The organism is Streptomyces sp. NBC_01498, assembly GCF_036327775.1.
GTDB lineage: Bacteria > Actinomycetota > Actinomycetes > Streptomycetales > Streptomycetaceae > Streptomyces.
The window spans coordinates 3,227,029-3,240,022 of sequence record NZ_CP109598.1 but is presented as its reverse complement, the minus strand read 5'-3'; the positions used below and the strand labels follow the sequence as shown (position 1 = coordinate 3,240,022).

General features: G+C 71.7%; 10 protein-coding genes and 1 pseudogene. 6 read left to right on the top strand and 5 right to left on the bottom strand.

The genetic code is table 11. The features are described from left to right. Positions 1-55: 55 nt before the first annotated feature. Complete coding sequence (locus OG875_RS13665; protein ID WP_330174492.1) at positions 56-1,714, bottom strand: ABC transporter permease; 1,659 nt, start codon at positions 1,712-1,714, stop codon at positions 56-58. Continuing rightward, positions 1,711-2,775, bottom strand: a complete 1,065-nt coding sequence (locus tag OG875_RS13660; protein WP_330174491.1) for an ABC transporter ATP-binding protein — start codon at positions 2,773-2,775, stop codon at positions 1,711-1,713. Before OG875_RS13660 ends, OG875_RS13665 begins: the two co-directional genes overlap by 4 nt. A 324-nt stretch (positions 2,776-3,099) precedes the next feature. Here OG875_RS13660 and OG875_RS13655 point away from each other — a divergent pair. Next, positions 3,100-3,579, top strand: a pseudogene (locus OG875_RS13655) (GbsR/MarR family transcriptional regulator); the annotation flags it as partial. 64 nt (positions 3,580-3,643) lie between these two features. Here the strand turns inward: OG875_RS13655 and OG875_RS13650 are convergent. Then, positions 3,644-4,483, bottom strand: a complete 840-nt coding sequence (locus OG875_RS13650) for a diacylglycerol kinase (protein WP_330174490.1) — start codon at positions 4,481-4,483, stop codon at positions 3,644-3,646. Between the two features lie 229 nt (positions 4,484-4,712). Between OG875_RS13650 and OG875_RS13645 the strand changes: the two genes are divergently transcribed. Both OG875_RS13645 and OG875_RS13640 read left to right on the top strand, forming a co-directional pair. Next, entirely contained in the window at positions 4,713-5,996 is a 1,284-nt protein-coding gene (locus tag OG875_RS13645) for an adenylosuccinate synthase (protein ID WP_330174489.1), read from the top strand. Positions 5,997-6,230: 234 nt separating this feature from the next. Then, the gene (locus tag OG875_RS13640; protein ID WP_330174488.1) at positions 6,231-7,238 is read left to right on the top strand and encodes a YdcF family protein; all 1,008 of its coding nucleotides are present in this window, start codon (positions 6,231-6,233) and stop codon (positions 7,236-7,238) included. A 134-nt stretch (positions 7,239-7,372) separates the two neighbouring features. Here OG875_RS13640 and OG875_RS13635 read toward each other — a convergent pair whose 3' ends face one another. Beyond that, complete coding sequence (locus OG875_RS13635; RefSeq protein WP_330174487.1) at positions 7,373-8,899, bottom strand: substrate-binding domain-containing protein; 1,527 nt, start codon at positions 8,897-8,899, stop codon at positions 7,373-7,375. 1,700 nt (positions 8,900-10,599) lie between these two features. Here OG875_RS13635 and OG875_RS13630 point away from each other — a divergent pair. The 3 genes from OG875_RS13630 to OG875_RS13620 all read left to right on the top strand — a co-directional run bounded on the left by OG875_RS13630 (position 10,600) and on the right by OG875_RS13620 (position 11,819). Continuing rightward, positions 10,600-11,052: a hypothetical protein gene (locus OG875_RS13630; RefSeq protein ID WP_330174486.1), complete on the top strand. Its 453-nt coding sequence runs from the start codon at positions 10,600-10,602 to the stop codon at positions 11,050-11,052. Positions 11,053-11,157: 105 nt separating this feature from the next. After that, on the top strand, positions 11,158-11,421 hold the full coding sequence (locus OG875_RS13625) for a hypothetical protein (RefSeq protein ID WP_330174485.1): 264 nt from the start codon (positions 11,158-11,160) through the stop codon (positions 11,419-11,421). After that, a complete protein-coding gene (locus OG875_RS13620) occupies positions 11,418-11,819 on the top strand; it encodes a hypothetical protein (protein ID WP_330174484.1) in 402 nt (133 codons plus the stop codon). Before OG875_RS13625 ends, OG875_RS13620 begins: the two co-directional genes overlap by 4 nt. Before the next feature lie 270 nt (positions 11,820-12,089). Here OG875_RS13620 and OG875_RS13615 read toward each other — a convergent pair whose 3' ends face one another. Beyond that, a complete protein-coding gene (locus OG875_RS13615) occupies positions 12,090-12,929 on the bottom strand; it encodes an SCO2400 family protein (protein ID WP_443079112.1) in 840 nt (279 codons plus the stop codon). Between the last annotated feature and the right edge of the window lie 65 nt (positions 12,930-12,994).

Here is a 12,994-nt window from a genome sequence, read left to right as displayed (position 1 = left end):
TCGTAGAGCCAGAGCCAGAGCGGTGAGCGGTGACCCAACTCCCCTCCCCCCTACGCTACTTCGTCTCCAGGTCCCGCCGCCGGAACCCCGCCAGTCCCAGCGCGATCAGCCCGGCGGCGACCGCCGTGAGGATCAGCAGGGGCGTCCAGCTCATCGAGGCGGCCGGAAGCCGGGGCACGTGCCCGAAGGGCGACAGGTTGTTCATCCAGGCCGGGAACTGGAGGACCGACCCGAGATATCCGACCACGAACGCGTACACCGGCACGATCCAGGCCGCCGCCCCGGCGCGCGGGTACCAGCCGTAGAGCGCGACGGCCACCCCCACCGTCACCCACAGCGCCGGCGCGTACGCCAGCGCGGCGCCGGTCAGTCGCGGCGCCAGCCCGCCGTCCCCGGCCGAGGCCGCGCCCGCGAGGCCGAAGCCCAGCCCGGCCACGAGCAGCAGCGCCGTTCCGCCCGCGAGGGCCACCGCCACATGGCTGCCCACCCAGCGGTCACGGGAGAGCCCGGTGGCCAGGAGCGGTTCGGCGCGGCCCGCGTTCTCCTCGGCGCGCGGCCGGAGCGTGGCCATGACCACGTACACGGCGGCCACCACGGCGATCACGACCATCACCGTCGACGCGAACGACTCGGCCAGTGACGCGCCGCCGATCTTCGCCAGCGCCTCCCGCACCTGATCGATGTCCCCCACCATGTCCTCGGCCTCGCCGAGGATGGAGCCGTACATCAGCCCCATCACGAACAGCCCCGCGACGAAGCCCAGCAGGGTCGCGCGGTGCAGCCGCAGGGCGAAACCGAGCGGCCGGGTCAGCGCGCCGGAGGCCGTACGCCTGCCGAGCCGGGACGCGCGCAGGCCCGCGCCCACGTCGCGCCGGGTGCTCAGGACGAAACCGCACGCGGCGGTCAGCGCGGCGAGCACCAGACAGAGCAGCAGCGGCCACCAGCGGTCGTCGACGAAGACGTACGTGCGCTGGACCCAGCCGATCGGGGACAGCCAGGACAGCGCGTCGTTCCCGACGTCACCGGCGGCGCGCAGCGCGTACGCGACGCCGATCACGGCGAGGGCCATGCCGGAGGCGCCGCGTGTGTGGGCGGTGATCTGTACGGTGACGGCCGCCACGCCCGCGAAGACCAGACCGACGGCGGCGTGCGCGAGCCCGTACAGCAGCGCCGAGCCCGTACCGACCCCGCCGAGGCCCGTGGCGAGGAGGCCCAGTGTCAGCAGGGCCGCGAGCGCGAGGTTCGCGACGGTGGCGACGGCCAGCGCGGCGGCGAGGTGGGCGTGGTGGCCGACGACGGTGGAGCGTACGAGTTCGGCGCGCCCGGTCTCCTCCTCGTCGCGGGTGTGCCGGGTGACGATGAGGACGCTCATGAGGCCGACCAGGACGGCCATGAAGCCGAGGAGTTGGTGGCTCATCATCGAGCCGATGGTGGAGTCGTCCAGGTAGTGGCGCGGGCCGGTCATGGCGAGCGCGGCCGGGCTGTCCATGGAACCGACGGCCGCTGCCCGCTGCTCCGCGGTGGCGTACAGGGTCTTGTACTCGGCCGCCGTGGACAGCGTGCCGAGGGTGAGGGCGATCACCCAGACGGGGATACGGACGCGGTCCCGGCGCAGGCCGAAACGCGTCAGGGTGCCGGTCCCGGCGAGGGCGCCGGAGCCGGTCCGGCCGGGCGCGGACGCGCGGTCGGCGGCGGGTGCCGTGACGGTGGTCATCGCGCGGCCCCGCCCTCGGTGGTGGCGGGCGCGCCGTCGGCCGCTTCGTCGTGGGTGCCAGCCCCGGCGGCTTGTCCGTACGTTTCCCGGTCCCGGTCCCGGTCCCGGTCCCGGTCCCGGTCCGTGCGCCCGCCCGCCGACGCGTCCCCGTCCCCGCCCGCGTGCCCGCCCGCCGCGAGTTCGTCGCCGTAGTGCCGCAGCATCAGCTCTTCGAGGGTCGGCGGGTGGCTGATCAGGCTCCGGATGCCGAAGCCGCCGAGGGTACGGATCGCGGTGTCGAGGTGCGCGCCGTCGACCGCGAAGTGCACCCGGTGGCCGTTGGCCCGGACGCCGTGGATGCCGGGCAGGGCGTCGAGCCCGGTGGCCGGGCGCGCCGTCTCGGCCTCGACGGTCGTACGGGTGAGGTGGCGCATCTCGGTGAGCGTGCCGGACTGGACGGTACGGCCCTGCCGGACGATGCTCACCCGGTCACAGAGCTTCTCGACCTGGGCGAGGATGTGGCTGGAGAGCAGGACGGTCCGCCCGGCGGTCTTCGCCTGGAGGATGACGTCCTGGAAGACGACCTCCATGAGTGGGTCGAGACCGGCCGTCGGCTCGTCCAGCAGGAGCAGTTCGGCGTCGGAGGCGAGCGCGGCGACGATGGCCACCTTCTGCCGGTTGCCCTTGGAGTAGGCGCGGCCCTTCTTGGTCGGGTCGAGGTCGAACCGTTCGATCAGTTCGTCGCGGCGCCGCCGGTCCAGCCCGCCGCGCAGGGTGGAGAGCAGGTCGATGGCCTCGCCGCCGGTGAGGTTGGGCCACAGCTCGACGTCACCGGGTACGTAGGCGAGCCGCCGGTGCAGGGCGACGGCGTCGTTCCACGGGTCCTGGCCGAGGAGCTGCGCGGCGCCCGAGTCGGCGCGCAGGAGCCCGAGCAGCACACGGATGGTGGTGGACTTTCCGGCGCCGTTGGGGCCGAGGAATCCGTGGACCTCACCGGCCTCGACGGTGAGGTCGAGGCCGTCGAGCGCGTGCGTCCGGCCGAACGACTTGTGCAGTCCGGCGACGGTGATTGCCTTCTTCATATTTCTGAACGTACGCTTCTTTCAGAAATTTGTGAAGTTAAGGAAGCGTATGAATCGATCGATAGACTGGTCACACAGAGCCATCAGCACCCGAGAGACCGAGGTCGGCGAATGAGTGAAGGCCACCGCCCCCAGCACGACAGTGGCCGTGACCACGTCAACGGCCAGAACGCCGACGGCCGGAACGCCGACGGTCGGAACGCCGACGGTCGGAACGCCGACGGTCGGAACGCCGACGGTCGGAACGACAAAGGCCAGGACACAGACGGCCAGGACGCCCACGGCCGGGACACAGACGATCGGGCCGTCGGCGCCGAGGCCGTCCGCGGCCGGAACGACGAAGCCGCCGTCTCGCAGTTCGTCGAAAGCTTCGCCGCCCAGCTCGTCGAGGCGGGCATGACCCGTATGCCGGCCCGGGTCTTCGCCGCGCTGCTCTCCTCCGAGCGCGGCGTGATGAGCGCGGCGGAACTGGGCGAGCGGCTGAAGGTCAGTCCGGCGGCCGTATCGGGCGCGGTCCGCTATCTCGCCCAGGTCAACATGGTCGTCCGGGAGCGGGAACCGGGCTCGCGCCGGGAGCGCTACCGCGTGCAGGGCGACCAGTGGTACGAGGCCCTCACCAACAGGGACGTCATGCTGCGCCGCTGGCGGACCACGATGCAGGAGGGCGTCGACCACTTCGGTCTGGACAGCCCGCAGGGCCGCCGGATCAACGAGACGCTGGAGTTCTTCCTCTTCCTGGAGGAGGAGCTGGGATCGATGATGGAACGCTGGACGAAGCACCGGGCGGAACTGCGCGGCGAATGAGCCCGCCCCGTCACCACCGGCCGGCCGCCACCCACCGGAGCTCCGGACGGACCGCCCCGCCCTCTCACCCCTCCGCCGGAAGCGTCAGCCCCCACGCCCCCGCCCGCAGCGTCCATGTCCGGGTCCGCACCGGCCCCGTCACCGCCGTGTCCGCCCGGTAGCGGAAGTCCGCGCCCGAGACCGTCACCGACAGCGCGCTCGCGGTGATCGGCTCGGCCGAGGAGCGTGTACGGACCACGACCTCCGCCCGCCCGCCGAGCGAGCGCACCGTCACCGAGTCCACCGGGTCGTCCAGGTCGCTCAGCACGACCCCGTCCGCCTCCACCCGCAGCCGGTGCGTGTGTACGGCGAGCACCTGCGGCACCGGCTTGACCAGCGTACGGACCAGCGAACGGCAGGCGCCCCACACCGAAAGACCGCCCGCGTGCTCCCCGCCCCGCCCGTCCTCCCCCGGCGGCAGCGCCGGGATGCGCAGACCGCCCAGCACCACCCCGTCGCTGTCGTCCACGAGCAGGTCCAGCCGCCGTACGACCCCGTCCAGCACCGCCCGCGCCGCCGCGACCGCCCCCGTGGGCACCCCGAGCGAGCGCGCCAGGTCGACGGAGGCCCCGACCGGCACCAGCGACAGCGCGCCCGCCGCCAGGTCCCGTTCCCGGTGCAGCAGGGCGACGGTCCGCAGCAGGGCCCGGTCGTCGCCGATCACCACCGGCCGCCGGGTGCCTCTGCGCGCCAGCATCCTCGCGAAGTCGGCGGGACTGTCGGGCAGGCAGAATTTCGCGGTGGCGCCCGCGTTCAGCACGTCCTTGGCGATACGTACTGATTCGCCGTCGGTTCTGCGGGCGATCGGGTCGACGACCACCAGAAGCTGCTGGGCACCGTTCTCGGCGGGCTCTGGAGCCGACACCTCGGTCCTTCCTCGGGTAGCATCTTTGTGCAAGAGCCCCTTGCGCTATTGCGCCAGGGGCTTGGTCTATTCCGGGGCAACCGGTTCGACGGCTCGGGTTTTGTCGTACGGATTCGTGCGGCGTGGTGCGGATTCGTGCGAGGTGTCGCGCGTGTGCGTCCTGCGTTTGTGCGTAAGTGCGTGCGTCCCCTGGCCTTGGACATGCCCCGCCCGGAAGGGGTGTACGCCTGTGCCCGCACTTGTGCTGCTCGGTGCTCAGTGGGGTGACGAAGGCAAGGGAAAGGCCACCGACCTGCTCGGTGGTTCCGTGGACTATGTGGTGCGTTACCAGGGTGGCAACAACGCCGGCCACACGGTCGTCGTCGGCGACCAGAAATACGCGCTGCATCTCCTCCCTTCCGGAATCCTCTCCCCCGACTGCACGCCCGTCATCGGCAACGGCGTCGTCGTCGACCCGGCCGTCCTGCTCTCCGAGCTGAGTGGGCTCAACGACCGCGGTGTCGACACGTCGAAGCTCCTGATCAGCGGCAACGCGCATCTGATCACGTCGTACCACACGACGATGGACAAGGTGACGGAACGGTTCCTCGGCTCCCGGAAGATCGGCACGACGGGCCGCGGCATCGGCCCGACGTACGCCGACAAGATCAACCGGGTCGGTATCCGTGTCCAGGACCTGTACGACGAGTCGATCCTGACCCAGAAGGTCGACGCGGCGCTGGACTTCAAGAACCAGCTCCTCGCCAAGCTCTACAACCGGCGCGCCATAGAGGCCGGGAAGATCGTCGAGGAGCTGCTGGAGTACGCGGAGAAGCTGCGCCCGTACGTCAGCGACACCACGCTCGTCCTCAACGACGCCATCGACGCCGGAAAGGTCGTCCTCTTCGAGGGCGGTCAGGGCACGCTCCTGGACGTCGACCACGGCACGTACCCCTTCGTCACGTCGTCCAACCCGACGGCGGGCGGCGCCTGTACGGGCTCCGGCGTCGGCCCCACGAAGATCAGCCGGGTCATCGGCATCCTCAAGGCGTACACGACACGCGTCGGCGCGGGCCCGTTCCCGACCGAACTGCTGGACGCGGACGGCGAGGCGCTGCGCCGTATCGGCGGCGAGCGGGGCGTGACGACGGGCCGCGACCGCCGCTGCGGCTGGTTCGACGCGGTGATCTCGCGTTACGCGACGCGGGTCAACGGTCTGACGGACTTCTTCCTCACCAAGCTGGACGTGCTGACCGGCTGGGAGCGCATCCCGGTCTGTGTGGCGTACGAGATCGACGGCCGGCGCGTCGAGGAACTCCCTTACAGCCAGAGCGACTTCCACCACGCCAAGCCGATCTACGAGTACCTGCCGGGCTGGTCGGAGGACATCAGCGAGGCGAAGACCTTCGACGAACTGCCGAAGAACGCGCAGGCGTACGTGAAGGCGCTGGAGGAGATGTCGGGCGCCCCGATCTCGGCGATCGGCGTGGGACCGGGCCGTACGGAGACCATCCAGATCAACTCCTTCCTGTAACAAGTAGCGGGTGACGAGCAACGCGTACGCGTAACGCGCAGCGGGTGACGAGCAACGCGTAACGCGTGACGCGCAGCGGGAAACGGGGAGGAACGGCGGGCGAGTTCGCCGGTTGCTCCGCCCCGGTGGCCAGGACGGCCGCCGGGGCGGAGCCACCCTTCACCGGCGCCCCTGCACGAGCGCCCCGTCACCAGCGCTGCGAACCGCCGCGCCCCGCCTGCCTATCCTGAGATCATGTACGTCTACGCCTTCGCCTACGCGGCTGCCGCCGTGCTCTTCCTGGTCTTCCTCGTCGGCGTGGTACGTGACCGACGGCGGTTCAGCCACGCCGTCATTCTCGGACTCGCCCTGTCCGCCCTGTCCTTCGGCCTGATGAGCCAGCTCGCCGTGATGACCACGGGGCCGTGGTTCGACGCCGTGCTGCTGGCGGTGGTGCTGATCCCGGCGCTGGGCGTCGTCCTGCTCGCCTGCTTCCTGGTCTCCAACGGCGTGCAGATGGTGCGGAAGGAGGGCCGCCGCCCGGCCAATCTGCTGTCGCTCCTCGCCGGGTTGGGCATCTTCGGCGTCATGGGCCTGGCGGTCGCGGCGGCGTTCGAGCGGACGGGTCCGCTCACCTGGATCGCCGCGAGCACCCTGCTCGTGACCGGCTATGTGTCGTTCCTCTTCCTCTGCTTCGTCGGATACGCCTTTCTCTACGGGCGGTTGCGCATCAACCGGCACGTCGACTTCGTCGTCGTCCTCGGCTCCGGCCTGCGCTCCGGTGCCAAGGTGCCGCCCCTGCTGGCGAGCCGGCTGCACCGCGCGCGTTCGGTGTACGAGAAGCAGGCCGCGCGCGGGAAGCCGCCGGTGGTCGTCACCTCCGGCGGGCAGGGCCCCGACGAACTCCTCCCCGAATCACACGCGATGGCGAATTTCCTGATCGGCCGGGGACTTCCCGAGGAGCACATCCGGCGCGAGGACCGCTCCCGCACCACGGACGAGAACCTCCGGCTGAGCATGGAGATCATGGCGGCGGAGAAGCCGGACTACCGCTGTGTGATCGTGACCAACAACTTCCATGTCCTGCGGGCCGCGCTCGTCGCCCGGGAGACCGGCGTCCGGGGCCAGGTCATCGGCTCGCCCACGGCGGCGTACTTCTGGCCGAGCGCCACCATCCGGGAGTTCGCGGCGGTCTTCCTGGCCCACCGGCCGGTCAACTTCGGGATCTGTCTGGTGCTGGCGGTGGCGGGGGCGTTCGTCTGACCCCGTTCGCGGCCCCGGCCCCGTTCGCGCCATTCGTTCTCGCCGTCCGGCGTCGTCCCACCGGCCACCGGCCACCGGTCATTGGCCACCCGCTGTCGGCCACCGGCTGTCGGCCACCGGCCACCGGCCACCGGCTACCGGTCCGTGTCCGCGCAGATTTCCAGCCCCTCCGACGTCCCGCACGGCAGGTGCCCCTGCGCGCGGACGAGGTCCACACCGCCGCCCCTGATCATGTAGGAGAGGAAGTGCGACGCGAGGGAGTCGGGGGAGGGGCGGCCGTAGGTGTACGCGTACTCGATCTCGCGGTACGGGTAGGCGCTCTCCGCGACGGTGTCGATCGAGGGCGGGTGGCCGTCCAGCTTCAGCCGGTGGAGTCCGTCCACACCGCTGCTTGAGCGCAGTTCGCTGTAGCCGATGGCGCCCGGCACATCGCTGACGGTGTTCAACACCTGTTGTGTGGTGTCGAGTTCGCACCGGAAGACGGGCCCCGCCGGATCGGCGGGCCGGCGGCAGTCGCCGACCGTGTCCACCTTCTGGGCCTCCTCGTCGCCCCCGAGCACCTTGCTCTCGAAGACGGAGCGGGTGCCCGATCCCTTGTCGCGGCTGATGAGTTTGACCGGCAGGCCCCGGGGTCCGCCGACCTCGCCCCAGTCGCGTACGGCGCCGCTGTAGATCCTCCGTACGTCGGCGGTGCTGAGCCCGTCGAGCGTCACGTCGTCGTTGACGACGAGCGTGAACACGGACATCGCGACCTGGTGTTCGACCAGTTCGCGGAAGCCTGAGGTCTTCGGCCCGTCGGAGAGGGTGACCACGGTCCGGGAGGCGTTGGTCGCCAGTTCCAGCACCCCGGCCGCGCTGCCGTCGGCGTCCACCTCGATGTCCGAACCGGGGCAGTCCTTCTCGTACTTCTTCGCCAGCTCCTCCACCACCGGCTCGAACGCCGTCGATCCCGTCAGGGTCAACTCGCCCTTCGCGCAGCCCATCGGCGGCCGGTGGTCGTCGCGTACGAGGATGAGCGAGGCGAGCGTGACGACACAGACCGTGAACAGGACGGTGATGATCCGGGCCGGGCGGCTGAAGACCGGCGGCTTGACGTCGGGCGTCACGGAACGGTTCGGCACGACCACGCCGTCCCGGAGCCCGCCGCTGACGGTGACCGGGCTGTCCACGCTGCCGCCCGTGAGCAGCACGAGCAGTTTGTAGTGCTGGCCCGGATTGAGCGGGACGCGCGGGACTTGGAGGGTGCCGCCGCTGTGTTCGAGCCCGGCGGTCGGCTCGAAGTGCTCCATGAGGTGTTCGGCGTCCGGCGGTTGCGTGACGGCGACACCCCGGATGACCCGGCCGGTGAACTCGGCGGTCAGGCCGTGGATTCCGTGCGCGGTGTAGTCGTTGTCGGCGATGGACTGCGAGCCGTCGTTCTCGATGCGCAGGAGCACGAGGGTGGCGTCGGACATGTCGGGGGTCTCGTTGAACAGCCCGAGCCGTACGTTCGCCCGGCCGGGCCGTACGTCGCTGCCGATGGCCGTGTCCATCTGCACGCGGTACCCGATCCGCTTCCGGCGCGGCACCCGGCGCTCGTACCAGAGCACCCCCACGGAGGCGAACACGCCCAGTACGGCGGTGAGTACGGCCACGACGTTCTCGGCGCTGAACCACTCCACGACCTGTCGCCCCCCAGCACACTCCGACCTCGTGAGGTGACGGTAAGTGGCCCCGGAAGGGACGTCAGTACGGGCGAGGATTTCGATGACGGATGTTCACGCGCCGTTTCCCGGGGCGGACCGGCCCGCGCAGGTCACGGCGTCTGTGGCGGTGGATGCGGGGGTGGATGCGGCGGTGGATGCGGCGTGGTGGGTGGGGTGGCCGGCGGGTTCACCCCCTCGGGTGAATTCCCCATCGATCCGACGGACCCTCATATGAACCCTTATAAGGGACATTTGATCGATCGAGGCAGGTCGCGCCCGGCCTGATTTACGGGCTCCGGTTGCCGAACCGCCCTGCGGGGGCGGTCTGTCGGCATTTGCCTTCGTCACGGTGTGTGGCGCTACGGTCACGGAGTCGCCGCCAATCCGGTCCGGCGGCGGACACGTTGAAGCCCCCGCAGTGCAACAACACCCGGGGGCGTGACATTCAGGAGCCATGCACTCCCATGCGTATTTACCGTACAACGCAGACGCGGTCCTTCTCCACGTTCGGCAACGCGCTGCTGCGCGACCGGAACATCTCGTGGTGCGCGGCGGGCGTACTGATGTACCTCCTGAGCCTCCCTTCCGGGAGCCGCGCCTCGATCCGGTCGCTGGCCGAACAGCGCAAGGAGGGCCGCGCACGGATCGCCGACGCCCTTCATGACCTGGAGCGTTCCGGCTATCTGCGCCGGGTGCTGGTGAAGGATCCCGATTCCGGCCTGGTCTCCACGGTGTACGAGGTATTCGACCGCCCGTCCACGGATCGGGTGACGGACGACGCGCCGGCCAACCACCTTGAAGATGGCCGAAACCTGGCCTCCGGTGAACGGGCAGGCGGGACGGCGGGCTTCCTCCCTTCGGGAGAAAAGACTGGGTTACAAGAACCTCCCTCCCTGAGCCGCGCCCCGAAACCGACGCGACGCCGGGGGCGTGAGCCGGGCCCTGGCCGGGCCCCGGGGGCGGAGCCCGGCCCCGCGCCGGGCCTGGCGGCGGGCCCGGGTCCTGCGTCGGACCCGGACCCTGGCCCGGGTGCGGACTCGCGTCCTGCGCCCGGCCCGGCCCCGGGGGCGGAGCCCGGCTTTGCGCCTGGCCCCGCGCCAGACCTGGGCCTGGCGGCGGAGCCTGGCCTCGCGTCGGGCCCGCTCCCGGGCCCGGGAGCGGACTTGGGCCAGGGGGCGAACCCCGGGCTTGATCCAGGCCTGGGCTTGGCGGCGAAGCCCGGCCCCGCGCCGGGCCTGGCGGCGCACTCGCTTCCTGCGCCCGGCTTGAACGCCGCTCCCGGCCCGAACCCGGGCCGAGAGGCGGACCTTGGCCAGGCGGCGAACCCTGTGCCGGACGCGAACCCGGACCCTGGCCCGGGTGCGGACTCGCGTCCTGCGCCCGGCTTGAACGCCGCTCCCGGCCCGAACCCGGGCCGAGAGGCGGACCTTGGCCAGGCGGCGAACCCTGTGCCGGACGCGAACCCGGACCCTGGCCCGGGTGCGCACTCGCGTCCTGCGCCCGGCTTGAACGCCGCTCCCGGCCCGAACCCGGGCCGAGAGGCGGACCTTGGCCAGGCGGCGAACCCTGTGCCGGACGCGAACCCGGACCCGGACCCTGGTCCCGCGTCGCGGCCTGCCGAGGTGCCCGTTCCCACGAAGGCGCGGCCTGTGGCCCGGCGGAGGCGGCTGCCCAGGGTGAGCGTTCCCGAACAGCTGCGCTCGGCAACGGAGTTGCTGCTCTCGCTCGGCACCCGTGAGCCCCGGCTCACGCTCGGCACGGCCGAGGCGATGCGCCTGGCGCCGCTGGTCGGCCAGTGGCGGGAGGCGGGCGCGAGCGACGCGCAGTTGCGGGAGGCGCTGACCGGCGGCCTGCCCGCCCACATCCTCTCGCAGCCGGGCCTCCTCGCGGACCGCCTGCGCCGCAAGCTGCCGGTACGCGCGCCCAGTCCCGAACCCCGGCCCCCACGCCCCGAATGCGCCGACTGTGGCGCCCCGTTGGCGCCGGGGTCCCGGTGCCGCGTCTGCGTCCCTCCGCCCCCGACGCCCGAGGCCCGCGGCTTCCGGGCGGCGGCCCGCAGGGGCCGCGCCCTGGCCCGCGAGGCGCTGGCGGCCGGGGCGGTGCCGGGCGACGCCTGCCCGGCGATCTGAGACTCCCGGCCCCGAGAGAGGGCCGGGTCACTCAAGAGAATGAATCCCATGACCATCCAGTCGGAACGGCCGCCCGAGACGGTATACCGCCCGTATACTGCCTTCATGGCCGACACCACCGTCAAGGTTGACCCCGCAGTCCGTGACCGCCTCATGGTTCTCGCGCGCGAGCGCGGGCTGACGATGCGCGACCTGGTCGCCGAACTGGCGGGGGCGACGCCCACGAAGGAAGAGCTGCGAGTGCGGTACGAGGCGACGAAGGCGTACTGCGAGACGCACTTCGGCGTGACGCTGACCGACGAGGACCACGACAGGGCCGAAAAGGTCTGGCAGGACTTGGAGGCCGGTCGGCCCGTGGACAGCCTGTGAACGGGTCCACCGGAGTCGTCTACGACGAGACCGCGCTCATCGCGCTCGGCGCGGGCAACTGGCTCGCCTCGCAGTTCATCTCCAACACCGAACACGGCCCCACGCGGCACGTGTACGTGCCGGCCCTCTGCCTTGCCGCCGCCGACGGCCGACGCAGGGGACTGGCCGACCATGTCGGCGCGCTCCCGGCCGCCGAGATCGTGGAGCTGGACTTCGCGGGTGCCTCGGCGGTGGGCGCGTTGCTCCGCGACGGTGTCGAATGGCGTCTGGGCCAGGCGATCCATCTGTCCCGCCCGACGGTGGACTGGCCTGACGGCCGTCCGGTTGTCACGGCGGATCCGGAGCTCTACGCGGACATGCCGCTCGTCCGCACGATCCGGCTGCCCGAGCAGCGATAGACGGGGCACGGGTGCGGGGTCGTACTACAGGCCCCGCACTTCGGACGCCCGTCCACGATCGCCACGGGGCCGCCCCGTCCTGACGGGCTACCCGTCCCGTTACAAGGGCACCGGCGTGCGCGCCATCCAGTTGGAGAAGTAGCCGCGAGAAGGTAGCGGGACGGGTGCGGGGCCGGGTGCACACGGTCCCGCACCCACGCCCGGCCACGCCGACCACTCAAGCCGCGCAGACCACAACATCTCCGGCCCGCGTCGGGCAACCGCCGTCGTTCAGTTCTTCCCGTCGAGGTCCACGCACAGAACCAGCACGCACAACCCCGGGTCCTGCGTGGAGGGTTCCGCCGTGGGGGGCGCCGTCGGGGTCGGCTGGGCCGGCTCGCTCGGTGGCGGGGTGGTGGGCTGGAGCGCGGTGGGAGGCGTCTCCGGCGTCGCGGACGCGGGAGGCGTCGTCGGCGTCGTAGGTGACGCGGGGGACGCGGGGGACGACGACCCGGCCTCCGAGGGCGCGCCGGCCTGCGCGGCGCCCCGCTTCGCGGGGGCGTCCACCGGGGCGATCGACGTGGCACTGCCCGGCGAGTTGGCCGTGCCCCTGGCCGCCTTCGACGGGCCGGAGCCGGTCCTGGCGTCCTCGGGTACGCGGACGCGGGGCCGCTCGGTCTGCGCGCCGGTGGTGGTGTCGGTGCCGTCCACCGACGAGGTGGGCGGCGCGACCGTCGGGTCCGGCGTCGAGGACGCCTGCGCCTGTCCGGCGGACGGCCGAGACGACGGCATGAACGCGAGTGTCAGTCCGCCGCCGACGAGCGCGACGGTCGACGCGACGACCGCCCGACGCCGCTGCTTCTTCCAGTCCGCCAGCCGCCGGCGGCGCGCGGCGCGCCCCGTCGCGGAGGGGGTGGCCGGTCCCGCGGGCGTCTCGACGTCGGGCTCCGGCTGGAAACCCGGGAACGCGTCGAACTCCCGCGTGTGCGTGATCTCCGACATGACCGCGACGGTCGACGGCGTGTGGTGGACGTGGGGGTCCGTGGGGTCGATGTCGGGCGCGTAAGCACCACAACCGGGGCACACGAAAACCCCGTTGAGCGTCCGGCGGCACGTCGAGCAGTAGTCCATCCGCGATCTTTCTGTGCTGACTGCGCGCCGCCGGAAAACCGGCGACCGGTGGGGTTTAGCACTCA

Excerpts from the sequence above, each read along its gene's own strand:
- OG875_RS13625 (WP_330174485.1), top strand. The coding sequence starts at position 11,158 with ATGGCCGACACCACCGTCAAGGTTGACCCCGCAGTCCGTGACCGCCTC.
- OG875_RS13615 (WP_443079112.1), bottom strand. The coding sequence starts at position 12,929 with ATGGACTACTGCTCGACGTGCCGCCGGACGCTCAACGGGGTTTTCGTG.
- OG875_RS13640 (WP_330174488.1), top strand. The coding sequence starts at position 6,231 with ATGTACGTCTACGCCTTCGCCTACGCGGCTGCCGCCGTGCTCTTCCTG.
- OG875_RS13660 (WP_330174491.1), bottom strand. The coding sequence starts at position 2,775 with ATGAAGAAGGCAATCACCGTCGCCGGACTGCACAAGTCGTTCGGCCGG.
- OG875_RS13665 (WP_330174492.1), bottom strand. The coding sequence starts at position 1,714 with ATGACCACCGTCACGGCACCCGCCGCCGACCGCGCGTCCGCGCCCGGC.